Here is a 14,960-nt window from a genome sequence, read left to right as displayed (position 1 = left end):
ATGGCCGTTGCCAATACATGGCGATCGTATTTATCAGGGAGTCTTAATCCTTCAATTAATGACTCAAAACCTGTGACATTGGCATCTGGCAAGGCTTTATTCATAGCGCTGTTGTGTGTTCCAGCATTTCAGGCTTGATATCAGGACGCTGTTTCAGTAAATTTCTCTTCCATTCTCCCTGAATAGTGGCTGACCATTTTGGTTGATACAGGCCAGCCAGACCTAAATGCATCAGTAAGTCACGCAATCTTGCCGGATACAGAACACAGGCATCAAGTACCACAGGATAAGGAGAATATTTCATCCTTTAATAACCTAGTTCAAGTTTTTTGTGCCTGAGCTGCAAGTTCTTGCATCGCAGCCAAACTGTCAGCATCACGTTGCTTTTTGTATTTCATCAAATCGGAAAATAACACTCGACGCTTCCTTTTATGGTGAGGTAATTTCCCTTCTTCCAATAGCTTCACCAAATGAGGGCGAGATACATTCAGTATATTTGCCGCTTCTTGTGTCGTCAGTTCAGCGTGCACCGGTACAATTTGCACAGCATTACCTACTGCTAATTCACCCAGTATATTCATCAACATGGTTAATGCTGAGGTCGGTAATTCAATTTGGTGAAATGTGTTATCTGCACCTTTGATAGTGATCTGTTGAGTTTCTAATTGGGTGGAAAGAAACGCAGCCAGCTCTCGTTGGCTGCGCATTGCGATTTCAATCTCATGCTTTGCCGGAAGATTCAAGCCGGCTAAGGTTGCATTACTCATATGTGTATACCTGGTATGTTAGTCATTATAACGAGTGTAATCGAAACAAACGAAAATCGCAATAAACGAAACAGATAACCGCGTCTTGTGCCCATTAACAACTCTTTATAGTGTTAATTTCAGTTCATGCCAGCCCAATGTATTCCAACACGCGGCTTCACCCGAAAAACAGCATTCAGCCACCGGTAAAGACTCACCACATTTTCCACAGCATTGTTCCTGTAGCTCAGCCATCTGCTGTTTTAATGAACGGTCATCCATTCGAATTAACATCGTGAGGTATTCATTGACGTCGTAAGGCTCCCTGCCCGGTCTGCGCAGTGCACAATTGCGCTTCAGCATCGCCAATTCCTGATTATCAAGGAGCAATTCTATTTTGGTAACGCCAGCCTCCTGCTGGCGCTGACGTTGGGCGGCTTTACGTTCTGCCGGGGATTTAGCCATGGTTAGGCGTCCTGAGCTTATAGACCGAATTGCGGGTACGGATAAAACCATCAGCATTAAAGGTATGAATATTCTCAACCGGTGACGTAATGATTTCAGCGCCATCAGACCAGCGTTGATTAACATCATGGTAAATGCGCCCACTTGCCCGAAAATCAGCGTTACCGTAGAGAATAAACCCTGTCAGCTCGATTTCCGCCGTGTATACCTTGCTTTCCGTGTTTAATTGCTTATCCATCGTTATTCTCCCAGCCAGTCGTAAACAAACCGGATCAACGCCATCACCGGCAGTGAAACCGGAAAGGTCAGCAGCAGGAACAAGGCGAGCATATGGAGCCAGAATTCTTCATCGGTCAGAATTTCCCAGTAACCGATCACTTCGTCTTTTAGGTAATGCAAAAAGTTGTTTGATGTTTTCATTGGTCTTGCCTCTCTCAGTGAGTCTGATTTCTCAATGTCCAAAGTTTTTGTAATTTAATTAATCCCTTGCCCGTCACCAGTGACGTGATACATTCCTGAATGCCGCGTTCCGGGTGTTCCCAACGACCTAATTTCACATCCATCAAGCCTGCTTGTATTTTTTCCTGATACGGTTCATTGCGACGGGAGACCCAGCCGATTTGTCGCAGGAACGCAAACAAACGGGTTCGACCTGTACCTAAAACCTTAGCAACCTGCGCAATGCTGAGGGAACCATGTGACGCAGAGACTTTGTCATGAAATTCAACTTTCGGCGCATCTTCAAAGATCTGGTGCTCTAACTGATTCACCGCCAGCGAAAGCCGCTCTTTCTCCTCTTCAGCCTGAATGACCATCAGCGCCAGTTGCTTAGCATTGGGTAAAACCGATTGTGGTGTTGTCAGCCTGCCTGAGTGGTAGTCGATAAAGGTTTGGTTAACCTGCAGACGGAATTTTGGGGAAATCCAGCCAGCATATTCGATAGCTAAAAGTTCGTGAGCAAAAGTCCCCCCTGTGCGCCCTGCTTTTTTAACTACCGTGATCTCGGTAGTTTGGTTTTGCAATTCTGAAATTAATTGGATAGTTCCCTCAAGTGCTAGCCAATAACTTGGGCCATGTTTCTTTTCCCTGCCACTTGCCTTATGTAGCGCATTCAGATTAAAACGTCCTTTGGCATCGGTGGTGATTTCAACGCCTGCGATTACGGGCAAGGTTTTCTTATCGATAACATTTAACATACGGGTTCCTTTGTTGAGTCTTACATCACGCCAGTCATTCAGGCATGTTTAAAAAAACGGCTATTCCCTCGATTCCGCTGAAAGTCGCTTGATAACTTCTTTTTCAATCGGTTTAGGTGCTGTCATCACCTGTTTGTAGACTGTCTTTTGAACGGGCGTTTTACGTAATAACACCCGCTGGACATCGCCCAGTGGCATACGGAGCAAAATGGCGATGTACTCTGCTGTTCTGCCGAGCCGAGTGAGTTCATACATGCCCCGGACAATATTCTGGCCATAGTTAAATCGCTTCCCAATGTTGATGCTGGGTTCCGCTGCTGTCACAGGTTTTGCCACCGGAATGAGTTTCGGTTTGGGTTGATAAGGCTGACGACTACGTGCCCGTGCCGCCTGGTTTAAATCATCAAGAATGCGATCAGTGTGGTTACAGCCATCATCGACATGATGACGGTTATCCAGGATCAGTTTGTTGACATCGTTTTCGTTGTTCATGGGGTCTTGCCTCGTGTTTGTTCATCCGCTTTTGGTCAGAAAGTGTTTTAGCTACTGGTCAGAATACGGCTCTTTCGCCGCCTGTTCCGCGGCCTGTTTCCAGATCCCACGCCAGGCAGCCAAGGCCGGTACCTCACTCATCCGTCCTAAACCCGCTTTACGCGCAAGTTGCGCTGCCAGTTCCTGAATACGGTTCGTCGGTGTCCAGCCGGTTGAAAACAGTTGTTGGAACGTGGCATCGCGCTCCACAGTATCGATGGTGATGGCGGTTTCTCCGGCTTTCAGCCAGCGACCATTGACACAGGCAGGACGCCCCGCTTTGTCCCACTTGCATGCTTTATCGAAATACTCCGTGCAATTCTCCGGGCCAAACAGGGTCTTCGGGCGCAGGTAATCACGCATCTTGCCATCTTCTCGCCACTTGGTAGTCAGGTAATCCGTAATGAGTTTCAGGTCGTCCACCGTATAACCGTCACTCAATCGCGCTCGGATATACCCCATCGTGGTTTTGCCATCACGGTAGTTAGAGTCGGTCACCTGATTGAAATAAACCAAGACCTGTCGAGCTGGATCGTGGTCGGGTTCCACCGGAACCTGACAAGAAACGTTAGTCTCTGTTGTACTCTCTGTAGTAATCTCTGTTGTAGTCTCTGTAAGATCAGGCCAATTTGACCCGTTCAGAACGGCGCATTCTGACCCGTTGGAGTGTGCCAAATTGCCCCTGTCGATAAGGTCATTTTGACCCGCTCGATGGTCTTTGTTTGCGTTGTTCGATGGGGTCATTTTGACCTTATCGGCTAACAATGGGTGTTCATAATTGATTGCGTAATAATTCGTCCGGTCATGGCTGGATTTATTAATTTGCTCAATCCGCAATACACCCAGCTTTTTCAAATTTGACAGCGCTCGTTTAATGGTGGATTCGGAAAAAAACGGGAATTGCGCTTGCCATTTTTCGACCGTGTTGTAGATCCAGCGGCAGCCATTGACCTCAATACCCGACGACGTTTCTGTCAGCCAGTATTGGATCTGCTGCAAAATAATGGCCTCATTCAATCCCAGGCGCATGGCCAACTCAGGGATAACCACTAGTGGGCGGCTTTTTAACAATAACAAATTCATATCACGCCCTTACTTATTTTTGGCTCTGCCATTTTTCTGTCTTTTGCCCTGTTCCCAAGCTGTCAGTGCCGCTTCCCTGCGGCCTTCATAAATTTCTGACACTTCCTCAAAAGTGGCAGGCTTATCGTTCCGGCGAAAGCCATTGCGATAAGTGATCTTATCGATGGGTTTCATCATTGGTCTTGCCTCTCGTTAATGCACGTTGGTCAAACGGGGTTCAATGGCATTTAACGCAGATACCGCGATGGCTATACGGTGTGACATGTCACGCCCTCCAAGTAGGGTTTCACTTATGGCGGCAGCAAATTCCCTGATCGCAACAGACGCGAGATAATTCAGGCTCTCTTCGCTCATTAACTTCGCCCGCCGTTCTGCCGGCAATGCCGCTTCAATGGCCGGTAACAGTTCCGTGATCTTGCGTTGTGCTGCGTTCGAATCACTGCGCAACCAGCGAAAAATTTGTTGCCGGTTATTGTTTATCGCTTTCCAGTCAGCATTTCCTGTTGCGTCCTCAATCTGACGTAACCGATGGTGAGAACAACCCGCACCTAGCAGGAAATACATACGACTGACTTCAATGGCTACATGCTCCTGCCCTCGCTCCATGGCCCAAGCCTCAACTTCGGCTCTGAGCGTATTGATATCTTGCTCCACGATTTGCGTCTCCTGTCGCAATGTTGATTATTGAAAATCAGTTTTTCACTGACACCTCAGTTAACATTCATTTCGGGCCATATTTTTTGCCAATCATGGGGACGAAGATCTTGTCTTGTCACTTTCTCATTGGTGGCATTTTCAATATCGAAACACCTAGCTGGGGGAACTGGTGCATGACCATGAGCCATTTGTGATAAATAAGAACTGGATACCCCAAGTTTCTCAGCCAGCAGTTTTGCTTCACCTCGTTTTAAACTGGAAATGTAATCATTTGGTTTCATAGCTACCCCTTTATTGGAAATACAAATAGTTTAATAAACACCAAACATTTGTTAAGCATTTGCTTGTTTAGTAAATACTAATCACAATTTAGCTGGTACAAAAGCAAGTTCAATTCCTATATGGAGTCTTATAAATCAAATGAGCATGAAAAATATCAGGCAACAACGCCTAAAAGATTGGTTTTCTGACAAAACTCTTCCTGAAAAGGAGAAAAGCTATCTATCACAGCTTATGAACGGCAAGGCATCTTTTGGTGAAAAGGCGGCAAGACGCTTAGAAAGGGACTACCATATGCCAGAAGGTTATCTGGATTCTGGTTCGAACGATGCCGAATTAGGAGATCCGCTACAAGTAATATTAACCCCTAGGCAAAAAATTCTTCTGGAACTATTTGAGGAATTGCCAGATAGTGAAGCTACTGCTCTGATAAAAAATCTTGAAGAGAAAAAACAGCACTATGATAATTTACTAGAAGAATTATTACATAAAAAAAAGCAAAAGAAAGCATAGGGAAGAGTCATTTTCTGACTTTTTCCTTATTTATCAATTTAATACTCGTTCATTCAGATAATATTATCATCCAAGCATCTCTACTCATAATTAATTAGTTGAATAAATAGTCGTGACAGATATATGTGCAATTGTCTACAACTAAACCTACCCAATATTTTCCTTAACAAGGAAAAAACAAACTCCCCCTACATTCCAACAATAAAAATATAATAAATAAAATCAAATAATTAACCTTAATACTCAAACCAATCGCCCTTCTTTGTTTAATTTTTACCTTACTTTTAGTTTATTAATTACTAAACTTCATTCCATCAGCAAACAGGCAGGATGCCCACGAAGTAGCCGCTACCGGCATATGAAGAGGTAGATGATTTGCTCAGACAATACGGCACAGCAGCCGTTTAGGTTAAGTGTTCAAGACCGAATTTGCAGTTTCAGTTGTCATGGAGGAGGAGAACCGCAGCACTCATCGCGACCTGCCATGATTACCACTCGATGACAACTGACTTTTATCCCAACACCAGGGAATACAGTTAGAAAGAGACCAATCACCATTAGCGTGATGCACCAAAGAGGCAACTAAACCGGTCGTCAGCCTTGACCAGGGTAAAGCGACGCTGGATAGCGTAACCAGCACCTTTTAGTTCGGAGACCATCGTCATCTACATGATGATACGTAAGAGGCAATCAATAACCTGACAGCCCGGAAAGACGGGCAACTTATTACAGACGTAAAAAAACCCACCGAAGTGGGTTCTTTTACCCCGGGTCGCCGACCAAAGCTACCGGGTTTCTTAGAGCGGAGACCAATCCGCTCAAAGAGGCAAGACCAATGATAACTCATCGATCCACGACAATATATAGGAGTTGCTATGAAAGCACAACCCAAGACTCTCAAAATTACCCTCTATGTGTATGCCAAAGAAGGTTTTGACCGACAGATTGAGTTCACCACGTTCACCAATGAACCTGTGAATACTACCTTTTGGGGGGCATTAGTTTCTCAGCATGACGTGGAAATCACGCTCCCGTCAGTTAATAAGCCTGATCTCATCCAGGCGCAGATCGACGCACTTAAGGCTGAAAAAGAAAAAGTACTGTCCCATGCGCAGGTAGAAGTGAACCGGATTGAAGACCACATCCAGTCGCTCTTATGCATTGAAGGTAAACCTGTTTCCGCTTCCGATATGGAGCTTCCTTATTAAACCTGGGTGAAGTATGCAAGACATCAATGACGTGATTGAAATGATTCTGGATGCAAGCTTAGCAGCCGTTGAGCATGAAAATAACAGTGATTCCATGAAAGGGGTAACCCATATTTCTATTCTTGGCGGAAAACGGCGGGTGGAATATTACCCGACAACGGGGATGGTTTACTCAAATCCTGTCAAGGATCTTTATTCCACTGTTCGGCTTCCCAAAGCCGGCATTCGAAGAGCCGTCAAACTAGCTAAAACAGGCAATTAACAAAAGGCAAGACCCATGACAACTTACGTTTGTGTATTTGAGCCGACTCCAGCGGCTCAACAGGGCGGTGCGATATCTTTAGCCATCGCGCTTGAAGCAAATTCCATCAAAATGGCGAAAGCCATGGCCATTGTGAATTTAGGTGAATTCTATCCTGATGATATGGATAAATTTAACACCGATAATCCCATTATTTGTGAAGATCGGGTCGGCTCCCCTCGCCCACCCGTGGGTAAATTTGATGAGAAGTTTGCGACTGAATATGAATTCAATGGCACAACATGGCAGGCTAAAAGCCTCGAACCGGCTCAAACCCCAGCCATTAACAAACGTGATTTTGTTCATACTTATGCCACCCTGGATTTAGAAATCGCGCTGGCATTACTGGACGGGGATTTTCATTGCTGGGCGGTTATGTCACACAGTTTGACGGCCGCTAAACAACTCATTGCAGACAACGATAAAACATGGCGTTGGTGGTCTATGGCATTTCGTATCAGAACGGATGCTTTATCTATCCCACGCGAAACAATTTTCAAGATAGTTCGCGAAGGTAAACGGCGCCCTGAGTTTTTGAGAAGCTTTAACAACATGAAGGCATTTTTGAACCACGCCTTAAGTGATACCCGTATCGCTGAATTACAGGATGCGCCTGACGAGCCTGCATCAATACCAGAAACCTCATCAGAGAATGGCACTGCCGATGAAGTTGAAACCCAGGCAGCCCCCGAAGTAAAAGAGGAAAAAAGCGAAACTAAACCCCGCAAGACCAGAAAGACCAAACCAGCCAAAAAGGAGACTGTACCGGAAACCGAAGAAGTAGCGCCAGAAACTGAGAAAGCCACACCAGAAATCGAGGAAGCGGCACCAGAAACTGAGAAAGCGGCACCAAAAACCGAGGAAACCGCACCCCAAACGGCGGCCAATGATGAAATCACTCCATTATTGCCAGTCAGTGGCCAGAACGCCAGTAATGATAATTTCCAGCACCGTGCCGATCTGCTCGAAGAAACCATCAAGGCACAGGGTAATCAACAGCAGGTCAATCTGCATATCTGGAAAGCGGTTCAGCGTACCGATCCGCGTTTTACCAAGCCACTGGAAGGGATGGGTTATAGCGGCACCAGCATCAACAGTAACTATATGCTGATGCGAGCCACTGAACTATTTGGCCCAATTGGTAAAGGCTGGGGCTATGACATTCTGGAAGAAAAATCTATCGACGGCATTCCCATGACTGAACCCGTTCTGGATGAGCGTAATAAACAAATAGCCACCCGTTTTTTGCGTGATGGTGATGGCTCATTAATTTTTACCCAGAACCATTCTATCAAGATTTTATTCTGGTACGCAGATGAATATGGCGAACGTGCATCATTCATCAGTTATGGCGCGACACCCTATCGCTACCAATCAAATTATGGACCAAAAGCAGATGGGGAAGTGCTTAAGAAATCCCTGACAGACGCCATCAAAAAAGCCTTATCCATGCTTGGGTTTAGCGCCGATGTCTTTATGGGCATGCACGATAACCCAGAATACTTGGCTGAAAACAAAATTGAATTTGGTATCAAAGCCGCCAGTGATAAAGCCGAAGATCTCACCCGTTTACGTAAGGAGCTGGACGAGAAGTTTGCACGCAACACCGAAACCATGAAAACGGCGATCACTAAAAATGAGCTGAGGGGCATTGCATCCACACTGACCCGTGAAATCGACGTGCATCTCAAGAACGCAAAGTCACTCGGTGACAAAGAGTATGAACGCTATCTATCAGGCCGCTTACGCCGTTTAACTGAAATCGAAAAAGACTGTTTATCTAAACTGGAAGAGGCAAACTCATGACCACTGCGATTGCATTAGCCGCCGACTATGATCAGTTGCAAAAATTGATAGCAGCCGGTGAATTTTCACCGGAAGCCATCGCCGATACCCTTGAAGGTCTTGAGGGTGAGTTAGGTGACAAACTGGATACCATCATGATCCATGTCCGCAATCTTGAAGGGCAGACCCGAACGCTGGACGATGAGGCCAGGCGACTCACTGAGCGCAAAAAATCCTTTGAAAGTCAGGTCAAACACCTCAAGAAATATGTGCTGGATTGCTTGCTCAAAGCCGAACTGAACAGTCTGAGAACCACGAAAAATACCTTCAGTGCGCGTCAGGGTATCGCCAGAGTCATTATCGATAATGAGATGTTATTGCCCGATGAATTAGTGGATGTGCAGACCATCACCGCACCGGACAAGAAAGCGATTAAGGCGGCTATCGAACGCGGTGAAACCGTACCGGGCGCACATCTCGAAATCGGGGAAAGAAGTTTGCAGGTTCGTTAACCATCAATTTATGCCCGATGATTCGGGCATTGAGGAGCACATAATGGCAGCAAGACTTGAAGTCAGTATCTTTTATAACGAAGAAATCGGGCAGTGCGAAGTAACCTGGTCGGCGGACAGAACCGAAGATTTTGCCCCCATGGAAAAGGCCGCCCTGGAACAACTGAAAACGGCCTTGGTAGGCCAACTGAATTCCGTCCACCGTCACGGTCAATTACATTGAGAGTGGCAGTATGAAAAATAATCTGGAAGATCTGCATAATCATCTGTTTGCACAGTTAGAACGCCTTTCTGATGAAGCGCTGAAAGGTGAAGAACTCGAAAGCGAAATTGCCCGTTCAAAGGCGGTTTCGGCGGTCGCCAACCAAATTGTGGAAAACGGCAAACTGGCACTTACAGTGCAAAAGATGTTGGGTGACAACGAAATTCAGTCCGCGCCCAAATATCTGGAGGTGAAATAATGGCGAATTTTGTCTATACCCCGGCAATGGAAGCCTGGATGCGGCAACATTATTTATTGCGGCTAGGTAAACTCACCGTCGCCTTTAACCAACAATTTAATGCTACCCGCTCCTCTGATGCCATTAATGCACTGCGAAAACGATTGGGATTAAAAACAGGCCGCAGCGGTTGTTTTATGAAAGGTCACACTCCGGCCAACAAAGGTGCAAAAGGGTTAACCGGTTCAAATTCAGGATCATTTAAGAAAAATCACCGTCCCCATAACTCTCTGGTTATTGGCAGTGAAGCCGTGACCAAGGACGGTTATATCAAAATAAAAGTGGCTGAACCCAACAAATGGAAACTGAAACATCGGGTAGTTTGGGAACAACATCATGGCCAGATCCCCAAAGGCGGCGTGATTAAATTTATCGATGACGATAAACAAAATTGTGCGATTGAAAACCTGATGCTGATATCGCAACAAGAGAATGCGGTCATTAACCGGTACTATGCAAATGCCCCCGCTGAATACAAACCAACCACTGTTCAGCTCGCACGGATAAAGATGGCCATTAGAGAGAAAACAAGAGGCAAGACCCATGCTTAAACATCAACATAAACGTTACCAGCCCATCAGACTTACCCTGCCTGATGGAACCAGCGGCCAAGTCATCACTGACCGCCGCTGCGCCGTCTTTTACGACTTCCCGCCCGAAGTCAAAATCGAGCCGGTTGACAACCACCAGAAGGCAGAGGCCGACAGTTTATTCCTCACCCGTAAACCTGATTAAGCCTAATCAGAAATCTGGTCACGTAATGCATAGCATGATGGGACATCCACCGAAAGGAGCACCATCATGCAACCCTGGCAACCGGGACAACAACTATTAACTGACTTCGATATCAAACTGGGACGATTAGCCGCCAGCGTCAAAAATGCGCCCTGTGATCAGGCAGAGATTACCCGCGCTTGTGACACCGCTGATCTGCTCATTTTATCAATGATGAGGCAAGACCATGAAAAACCACTGCGACATTATCACCGATGAAGAAATGGAAGAATTGACTGGGTATCAAGTTCCCTCCAAACAATGCGAGGCACTGGCCAAACATGGCATTTTCTTTATTACGCGCCAAGACGGTAAACCCCGAACAACCTGGAAGCATTTTAACCACCCCATGATTGCCACCCGTTACTCTAAGCCTGCCGAAGAGCCCGATTTCGAGAACATGTAATTATGGCCAGAACAAGGAAGAACGCCGCCGATGCCAAGTTACCTAAACGGGTCTATCGGGGAAAAACCAAATTTGAATTTCATCCAGCCAGAGGGGGATCGATTTCCCTTTGCCCTCTAGACGCCCCGCTTTCAGTTATCTGGGCGGAGTATGAAAAAATTATCTGTGACATGTCACGCGAGGAAAACACCGTGTCAAAATTAATCAAACAATTCCTGGCTTCAGCCACGTTTCAGGATCTGGCGACAGACACCAAAAAAGACTATCGGAAATATGCCAACAAGCTGATCCCTGTTTTTGGGAGAATGGCACCAGACAATGTGAAACCTGAGCATGTCAGAAAGTATATGGACAAACGCAGGCTGAAGAGCAAGACACAGGCCAACCGCGAAAAAACTTTCTTGTCCCGGGTCTACAAGTGGGGCTATGAGCGTGGAATGGTCAAAGGTAATCCGTGTAAAGGCGTGCAGCAATACAAGGAAAAAGCGCGGGAACGGTATATCACGGATGCGGAATATCATGCACTTTATTCCGTTGCCCCTACTGTCGTTAAAGTAGCGATGGAGCTGGCTTACTTGTGCTGTGCGCGGCAAGCCGATGTTCTGTCACTCACCCACGCCCAGCTAATGGAAAACGGGATCTTTATTCGCCAGGGTAAAACCGGCAAAAAACAAATTAAAGCTTGGACGAAACGCTTAGAAAATGTGGTTAAGCTGAGTAACACACTCATAACTGATCCCGGTATTGTCAGCCTGTATGTAATTTGTCAGGCCAAAGGCCATAAATATACCCGCGATGGTTTTAACAGCCGCTGGAAAAAAGCCAGAGCCGCCGCAAAAGAGGCATTTCCTCATCTGGATTTTAATTTCACTTTCACGACTTAAAGGCAAAAGGCATCTCCGATCTGGAAGGTACGCTGGCCGAAAAACAGGTAATTTCGGGTCATAAAAACATTACCCAGACCGCAAGATACAACAGAAAAATTGAAGTGGTTCCGGTTGTTGGGGGACAAAAAAAGTAAACGGATGGTCAAAAAATATAGTGAATGAATATAGTGAACGAATATAGTGAACGAATAGTGAAACGTGATTTTTATCAAAGAAAAAAGCCACCGCGAAGGTGGCTTTTTTCTAACCCTAACTCAATGTTTTATATCAAGTTTTAATTTGGTGCCCAGGGCGGGACTTGAACCCGCACAGCCTTAAGGCCGAGGGATTTTAAATCCCTTGTGTCTACCGATTTCACCACCTGGGCTAAATTTGGAGGCGCGTCCCGGAGTCGAACCGAGGTAGACGGATTTGCAATCCGCTGCATGGCCACTCTGCCAACGCGCCTTTCTTGGAGCGGGAAACGAGACTCGAACTCGCGACCCCGACCTTGGCAAGGTCGTGCTCTACCAACTGAGCTATTCCCGCCTTTCCGAACCGCTTGATTTACTTAACTTGTTTCGTAAACCTGATGTGCCGTTCGATGCGTTGCATTCTACTTACTTCACGAAATGAGTCAACACAATTATTTATAAAACTCGTTCGTTCGATGATTTTTGCGTCATTCGGATCAACTTTCACGCAAATCGTCCCATGCAGCGCTCAAATATTGAAACATTGACCAGAATGTCAAGACCGCAGCAACGTATAATAGGATGAATCCCCCTACTTCAAGTTCAATGCAAGGACGCCATAATAAGGCAACCAATGCCGCCATTTGTGCCGTAGTTTTTATTTTTCCCATCCAGGAAACAGCTACACTACTGCGCTTTCCTAATTCCGCCATCCACTCACGCAGAGAAGATATGATGATCTCACGAGCAATCATCGTCGCAGCAGGTAGCGTGATCCACCACGTATGGTAATGTTCTGCAATCAGTACCAACGCAATAGCTACCATCACTTTATCCGCCACCGGATCAAGAAATGCTCCAAAACGCGTCGTCTGTTTCCACAACCGGGCAAGAAAACCATCAAACCAATCTGTTGCAGCAGCGATAATAAAGATAATGGCACATACCATCGGTGCCCATTGGAATGGCAAGTAGAATGCCAAAACAAAGAATGGAATTAAGGCAATACGAAATAGAGTAAGCCATGTTGGAATATTTAATTGCATAATGCTTAGTAATATCTGGCTAGGTTAAATTTATTAGTATGGTGCATCAATACTTCTAGTGTTTCAACGCATTATAGATTTTTTCTGCCAGTGCATAAGAAATAGAAGGCACTTTTGCGATCTCTTCTACACTTGCATTGCGTAAAGTCTGTAATCCACCCATATATTTAAGTAACATTTGTCTACGTTTTGGCCCAATACCATCAATCGACTCCAATGTACTGGTCTTTTTCACTTTTTCCCGACGCTGACGATGCCCTGTAATGGCATGGTTGTGAGATTCATCACGAATATGCTGAATAACGTGTAATGCAGGTGAATCAGGAGGAAGTGCAATCCCTTCTCCTTCCACTTCAAAAAAAAGGGTTTCTAGTCCAGCCTTACGATCACTGCCTTTCGCAACGCCAATTAACTTAGGATACTTTTTATTCCATTCAACTTCCAAAGAGTCGAAAACTTCAATCGCACGCGCAAGCTGACCTTTTCCACCGTCAATAAAAATGATGTCAGGGATTTTTGTCTTATCAATAGCCTTGCCATATCGACGACGCAAGACTTGACTCATCGCAGCATAATCATCCCCTGGAGTAATACCTGTAATATTATAGCGGCGGTATTCTGTACGAACTGGACCATTAGCATCAAAAACAACACATGATGCGACAGTTTGTTCTCCCATCGTGTGACTGATGTCGAAACATTCCATACGGTGGATTTTTTCAGAGCCGACAAATGTAGCCAATGACGCTAATCTCTGATGAATTGTCGATTGTTGGGAGAGTTTGGTTATCAAAGCTGTCGCAGCATTAGTGCGTGCTAATTTTAAATAACGCGCCCTATCGCCTCTTGGCCGTGCCTGGATATAGATTTTCCTGCCCAATATTTCAGCAAGTGATCTTTCTAATAGTTCTTTCTCAGGCAATGCAAAATCCAACAAAATTTCTGTTGGCAACGTCCTGTTTTGGCTTCCTTGGAGATAGAATTGACCAAGGAAAGTTTGCACTACTTCATCTAATTTTGTATCAGCCGGAATTTTGGGGTAATAACTTCGGCTGCCCAATATCTTACCCTGACGGATAAATAAGACATGCACACAGGCCATTCCTGCCTCAAAAGCGACGCTAATAACATCAAGATCATCACCTTCTCCGGAAACAAATTGTCGTTCCGTAACTTGCCGTACTGCTTGGATCTGATCGCGATAACGGGCTGCTTCTTCAAATTTAAGCTGTTGACTTGCATTTTCCATTTTTGCAACCAGTTCATCCAATACTTGCTGATCTTTCCCCGCCAAAAACAGGCGAACGTATTCAACTTGCTGCTGATATTCTTCATCTGTTACAAACCCCTTAACACAAGGAGCCAAGCAGCGCCCAATCTGATATTGCAAGCAAGGCCTTGAACGATTGCGGTACACATTGTCTTCACATTGGCGAATAGGAAATAGTTTCTGCAATAAAGCCAAAGTGTCGCGTATTGCATGAGAATTAGGGAATGGGCCGAAGTATTCTCCTTTTGTATGCCTGGCGCCACGATATAAGGTTAAACGAGGGTGGATATCACTACTCAAGAAAATATAAGGATAAGATTTATCATCTCTCAGTAATACATTGTAGCGAGGCTGATACAGCTTGATGTAGTTATGTTCAAGCAGAAGCGCCTCTGTCTCTGTGTGGGTAACGGTGACGTCTATCTGAACGATATTTTTCACTAATGACTCTGTTTTACGGCTACTAACTTGTGCCCTAAAATAGCTAGATAAGCGTTTTTTTAGATCCTTAGCTTTACCAACATAGATCACTGTGCCAGTGATATCATACATGCGGTAGACGCCCGGCTGATTGGTAACTGTTTTTAAAAATGCCTTTGAATTAAATAGTTCCGCCATAACTGATCAC

24 protein-coding genes, 3 tRNA genes and 1 pseudogene are annotated in these 14,960 nt (G+C 45.4%); 12 read left to right on the top strand and 16 right to left on the bottom strand.

Annotated features, from left to right (window positions below):
• Window positions 1-100 precede the first annotated feature (100 nt).
• The 11 genes from AAC853_RS16525 to AAC853_RS16475 all read right to left on the bottom strand — a co-directional run bounded on the left by AAC853_RS16525 (window position 101) and on the right by AAC853_RS16475 (window position 4,959).
• Window positions 101-304 carry a hypothetical protein gene (locus AAC853_RS16525; RefSeq protein WP_340615190.1) on the bottom strand — a complete coding sequence of 68 codons (204 nt, stop codon included), beginning with the start codon at window positions 302-304 and terminating at the stop codon, window positions 101-103.
• A 16-nt stretch (window positions 305-320) separates the two neighbouring features.
• Complete coding sequence (locus AAC853_RS16520) at window positions 321-767, bottom strand: helix-turn-helix domain-containing protein (RefSeq protein ID WP_340615189.1); 447 nt, start codon at window positions 765-767, stop codon at window positions 321-323.
• A gap of 105 nt (window positions 768-872) precedes the next feature.
• Window positions 873-1,211, bottom strand: a complete 339-nt coding sequence (locus AAC853_RS16515) for a hypothetical protein (RefSeq protein WP_340615188.1) — start codon at window positions 1,209-1,211, stop codon at window positions 873-875.
• Entirely contained in the window at window positions 1,204-1,449 is a 246-nt protein-coding gene (locus tag AAC853_RS16510) for a hypothetical protein (protein ID WP_340615187.1), read from the bottom strand. Before AAC853_RS16510 ends, AAC853_RS16515 begins: the two co-directional genes overlap by 8 nt.
• A 2-nt stretch (window positions 1,450-1,451) precedes the next feature.
• On the bottom strand, window positions 1,452-1,631 hold the full coding sequence (locus tag AAC853_RS16505) for a hypothetical protein (protein WP_273571030.1): 180 nt from the start codon (window positions 1,629-1,631) through the stop codon (window positions 1,452-1,454).
• A gap of 14 nt (window positions 1,632-1,645) precedes the next feature.
• A complete protein-coding gene (locus tag AAC853_RS16500) occupies window positions 1,646-2,407 on the bottom strand; it encodes a phage antirepressor KilAC domain-containing protein (protein WP_340615186.1) in 762 nt (253 codons plus the stop codon).
• 60 nt (window positions 2,408-2,467) lie between these two features.
• A complete protein-coding gene (locus tag AAC853_RS16495; RefSeq protein ID WP_340615185.1) occupies window positions 2,468-2,899 on the bottom strand; it encodes a hypothetical protein in 432 nt (143 codons plus the stop codon).
• Window positions 2,900-2,950: 51 nt separating this feature from the next.
• Entirely contained in the window at window positions 2,951-4,021 is a 1,071-nt protein-coding gene (locus AAC853_RS16490; protein WP_340615184.1) for a conserved phage C-terminal domain-containing protein, read from the bottom strand.
• Window positions 4,022-4,030: 9 nt separating this feature from the next.
• Window positions 4,031-4,198: a hypothetical protein gene (locus AAC853_RS16485; RefSeq protein ID WP_273571034.1), complete on the bottom strand. Its 168-nt coding sequence runs from the start codon at window positions 4,196-4,198 to the stop codon at window positions 4,031-4,033.
• A 15-nt stretch (window positions 4,199-4,213) separates the two neighbouring features.
• Window positions 4,214-4,675 carry a toxin YdaT family protein gene (locus AAC853_RS16480; RefSeq protein WP_340615183.1) on the bottom strand — a complete coding sequence of 154 codons (462 nt, stop codon included), beginning with the start codon at window positions 4,673-4,675 and terminating at the stop codon, window positions 4,214-4,216.
• Between the two features lie 56 nt (window positions 4,676-4,731).
• Window positions 4,732-4,959, bottom strand: a complete 228-nt coding sequence (locus tag AAC853_RS16475) for a transcriptional regulator (protein WP_340615182.1) — start codon at window positions 4,957-4,959, stop codon at window positions 4,732-4,734.
• A 145-nt stretch (window positions 4,960-5,104) separates the two neighbouring features.
• Between AAC853_RS16475 and AAC853_RS16470 the strand changes: the two genes are divergently transcribed.
• The 12 genes and pseudogenes from AAC853_RS16470 (at window position 5,105) to AAC853_RS16415 (ending at window position 11,977) form a co-directional block, all read left to right on the top strand.
• Window positions 5,105-5,470, top strand: a complete 366-nt coding sequence (locus tag AAC853_RS16470) for a hypothetical protein (protein WP_340615181.1) — start codon at window positions 5,105-5,107, stop codon at window positions 5,468-5,470.
• A gap of 875 nt (window positions 5,471-6,345) precedes the next feature.
• The gene (locus tag AAC853_RS16465) at window positions 6,346-6,678 is read left to right on the top strand and encodes a hypothetical protein (RefSeq protein WP_340615180.1); all 333 of its coding nucleotides are present in this window, start codon (window positions 6,346-6,348) and stop codon (window positions 6,676-6,678) included.
• A 13-nt stretch (window positions 6,679-6,691) separates the two neighbouring features.
• Window positions 6,692-6,940 (top strand): hypothetical protein, encoded by a 249-nt coding sequence (locus AAC853_RS16460; RefSeq protein WP_340615179.1) that lies wholly within the window; start codon window positions 6,692-6,694, stop codon window positions 6,938-6,940.
• Between the two features lie 15 nt (window positions 6,941-6,955).
• The gene (locus AAC853_RS16455; RefSeq protein WP_340615178.1) at window positions 6,956-8,785 is read left to right on the top strand and encodes a hypothetical protein; all 1,830 of its coding nucleotides are present in this window, start codon (window positions 6,956-6,958) and stop codon (window positions 8,783-8,785) included.
• The gene (locus AAC853_RS16450; protein ID WP_340615177.1) at window positions 8,782-9,276 is read left to right on the top strand and encodes a siphovirus Gp157 family protein; all 495 of its coding nucleotides are present in this window, start codon (window positions 8,782-8,784) and stop codon (window positions 9,274-9,276) included. Before AAC853_RS16455 ends, AAC853_RS16450 begins: the two co-directional genes overlap by 4 nt.
• Before the next feature lie 43 nt (window positions 9,277-9,319).
• Complete coding sequence (locus AAC853_RS16445; protein ID WP_273571042.1) at window positions 9,320-9,499, top strand: hypothetical protein; 180 nt, start codon at window positions 9,320-9,322, stop codon at window positions 9,497-9,499.
• Between the two features lie 10 nt (window positions 9,500-9,509).
• Window positions 9,510-9,737: a hypothetical protein gene (locus AAC853_RS16440; protein WP_273571043.1), complete on the top strand. Its 228-nt coding sequence runs from the start codon at window positions 9,510-9,512 to the stop codon at window positions 9,735-9,737.
• Window positions 9,737-10,327 (top strand): HNH endonuclease signature motif containing protein, encoded by a 591-nt coding sequence (locus AAC853_RS16435; protein WP_340615176.1) that lies wholly within the window; start codon window positions 9,737-9,739, stop codon window positions 10,325-10,327. Before AAC853_RS16440 ends, AAC853_RS16435 begins: the two co-directional genes overlap by 1 nt.
• Complete coding sequence (locus AAC853_RS16430) at window positions 10,320-10,511, top strand: hypothetical protein (RefSeq protein WP_273571045.1); 192 nt, start codon at window positions 10,320-10,322, stop codon at window positions 10,509-10,511. Before AAC853_RS16435 ends, AAC853_RS16430 begins: the two co-directional genes overlap by 8 nt.
• A 66-nt stretch (window positions 10,512-10,577) precedes the next feature.
• On the top strand, window positions 10,578-10,769 hold the full coding sequence (locus tag AAC853_RS16425) for a hypothetical protein (RefSeq protein WP_338885350.1): 192 nt from the start codon (window positions 10,578-10,580) through the stop codon (window positions 10,767-10,769).
• Window positions 10,738-10,956, top strand: a complete 219-nt coding sequence (locus AAC853_RS16420; protein ID WP_273571047.1) for a DUF4224 domain-containing protein — start codon at window positions 10,738-10,740, stop codon at window positions 10,954-10,956. The genes AAC853_RS16425 and AAC853_RS16420 overlap by 32 nt, the downstream gene beginning before the upstream one ends.
• A gap of 2 nt (window positions 10,957-10,958) precedes the next feature.
• Window positions 10,959-11,977, top strand: a pseudogene (locus AAC853_RS16415) (tyrosine-type recombinase/integrase).
• A gap of 146 nt (window positions 11,978-12,123) precedes the next feature.
• Here the strand turns inward: AAC853_RS16415 and AAC853_RS16405 are convergent.
• From AAC853_RS16405 to uvrC, 5 genes are all read right to left on the bottom strand, one after another.
• Window positions 12,124-12,210, bottom strand: a tRNA-Leu gene (locus AAC853_RS16405).
• A 6-nt stretch (window positions 12,211-12,216) separates the two neighbouring features.
• Window positions 12,217-12,290 (bottom strand) — tRNA-Cys (locus tag AAC853_RS16400).
• Window positions 12,291-12,295: 5 nt separating this feature from the next.
• Window positions 12,296-12,371, bottom strand: a tRNA-Gly gene (locus tag AAC853_RS16395).
• 142 nt (window positions 12,372-12,513) lie between these two features.
• Window positions 12,514-13,062: a CDP-diacylglycerol--glycerol-3-phosphate 3-phosphatidyltransferase gene (pgsA, locus tag AAC853_RS16390; RefSeq protein ID WP_338885284.1), complete on the bottom strand. Its 549-nt coding sequence runs from the start codon at window positions 13,060-13,062 to the stop codon at window positions 12,514-12,516.
• A 55-nt stretch (window positions 13,063-13,117) separates the two neighbouring features.
• A complete protein-coding gene (gene uvrC / locus AAC853_RS16385) occupies window positions 13,118-14,950 on the bottom strand; it encodes an excinuclease ABC subunit UvrC (protein WP_340615175.1) in 1,833 nt (610 codons plus the stop codon).
• Window positions 14,951-14,960: the final 10 nt, after the last annotated feature.

The sequence above is a fragment of the Xenorhabdus thailandensis genome (assembly GCF_037996785.1).
In the GTDB taxonomy this organism is placed as follows: domain Bacteria; phylum Pseudomonadota; class Gammaproteobacteria; order Enterobacterales; family Enterobacteriaceae; genus Xenorhabdus; species Xenorhabdus griffiniae.
Note: the sequence above shows the minus strand (reverse complement) of the source record. Positions and strands in the feature narration are given on the sequence as shown.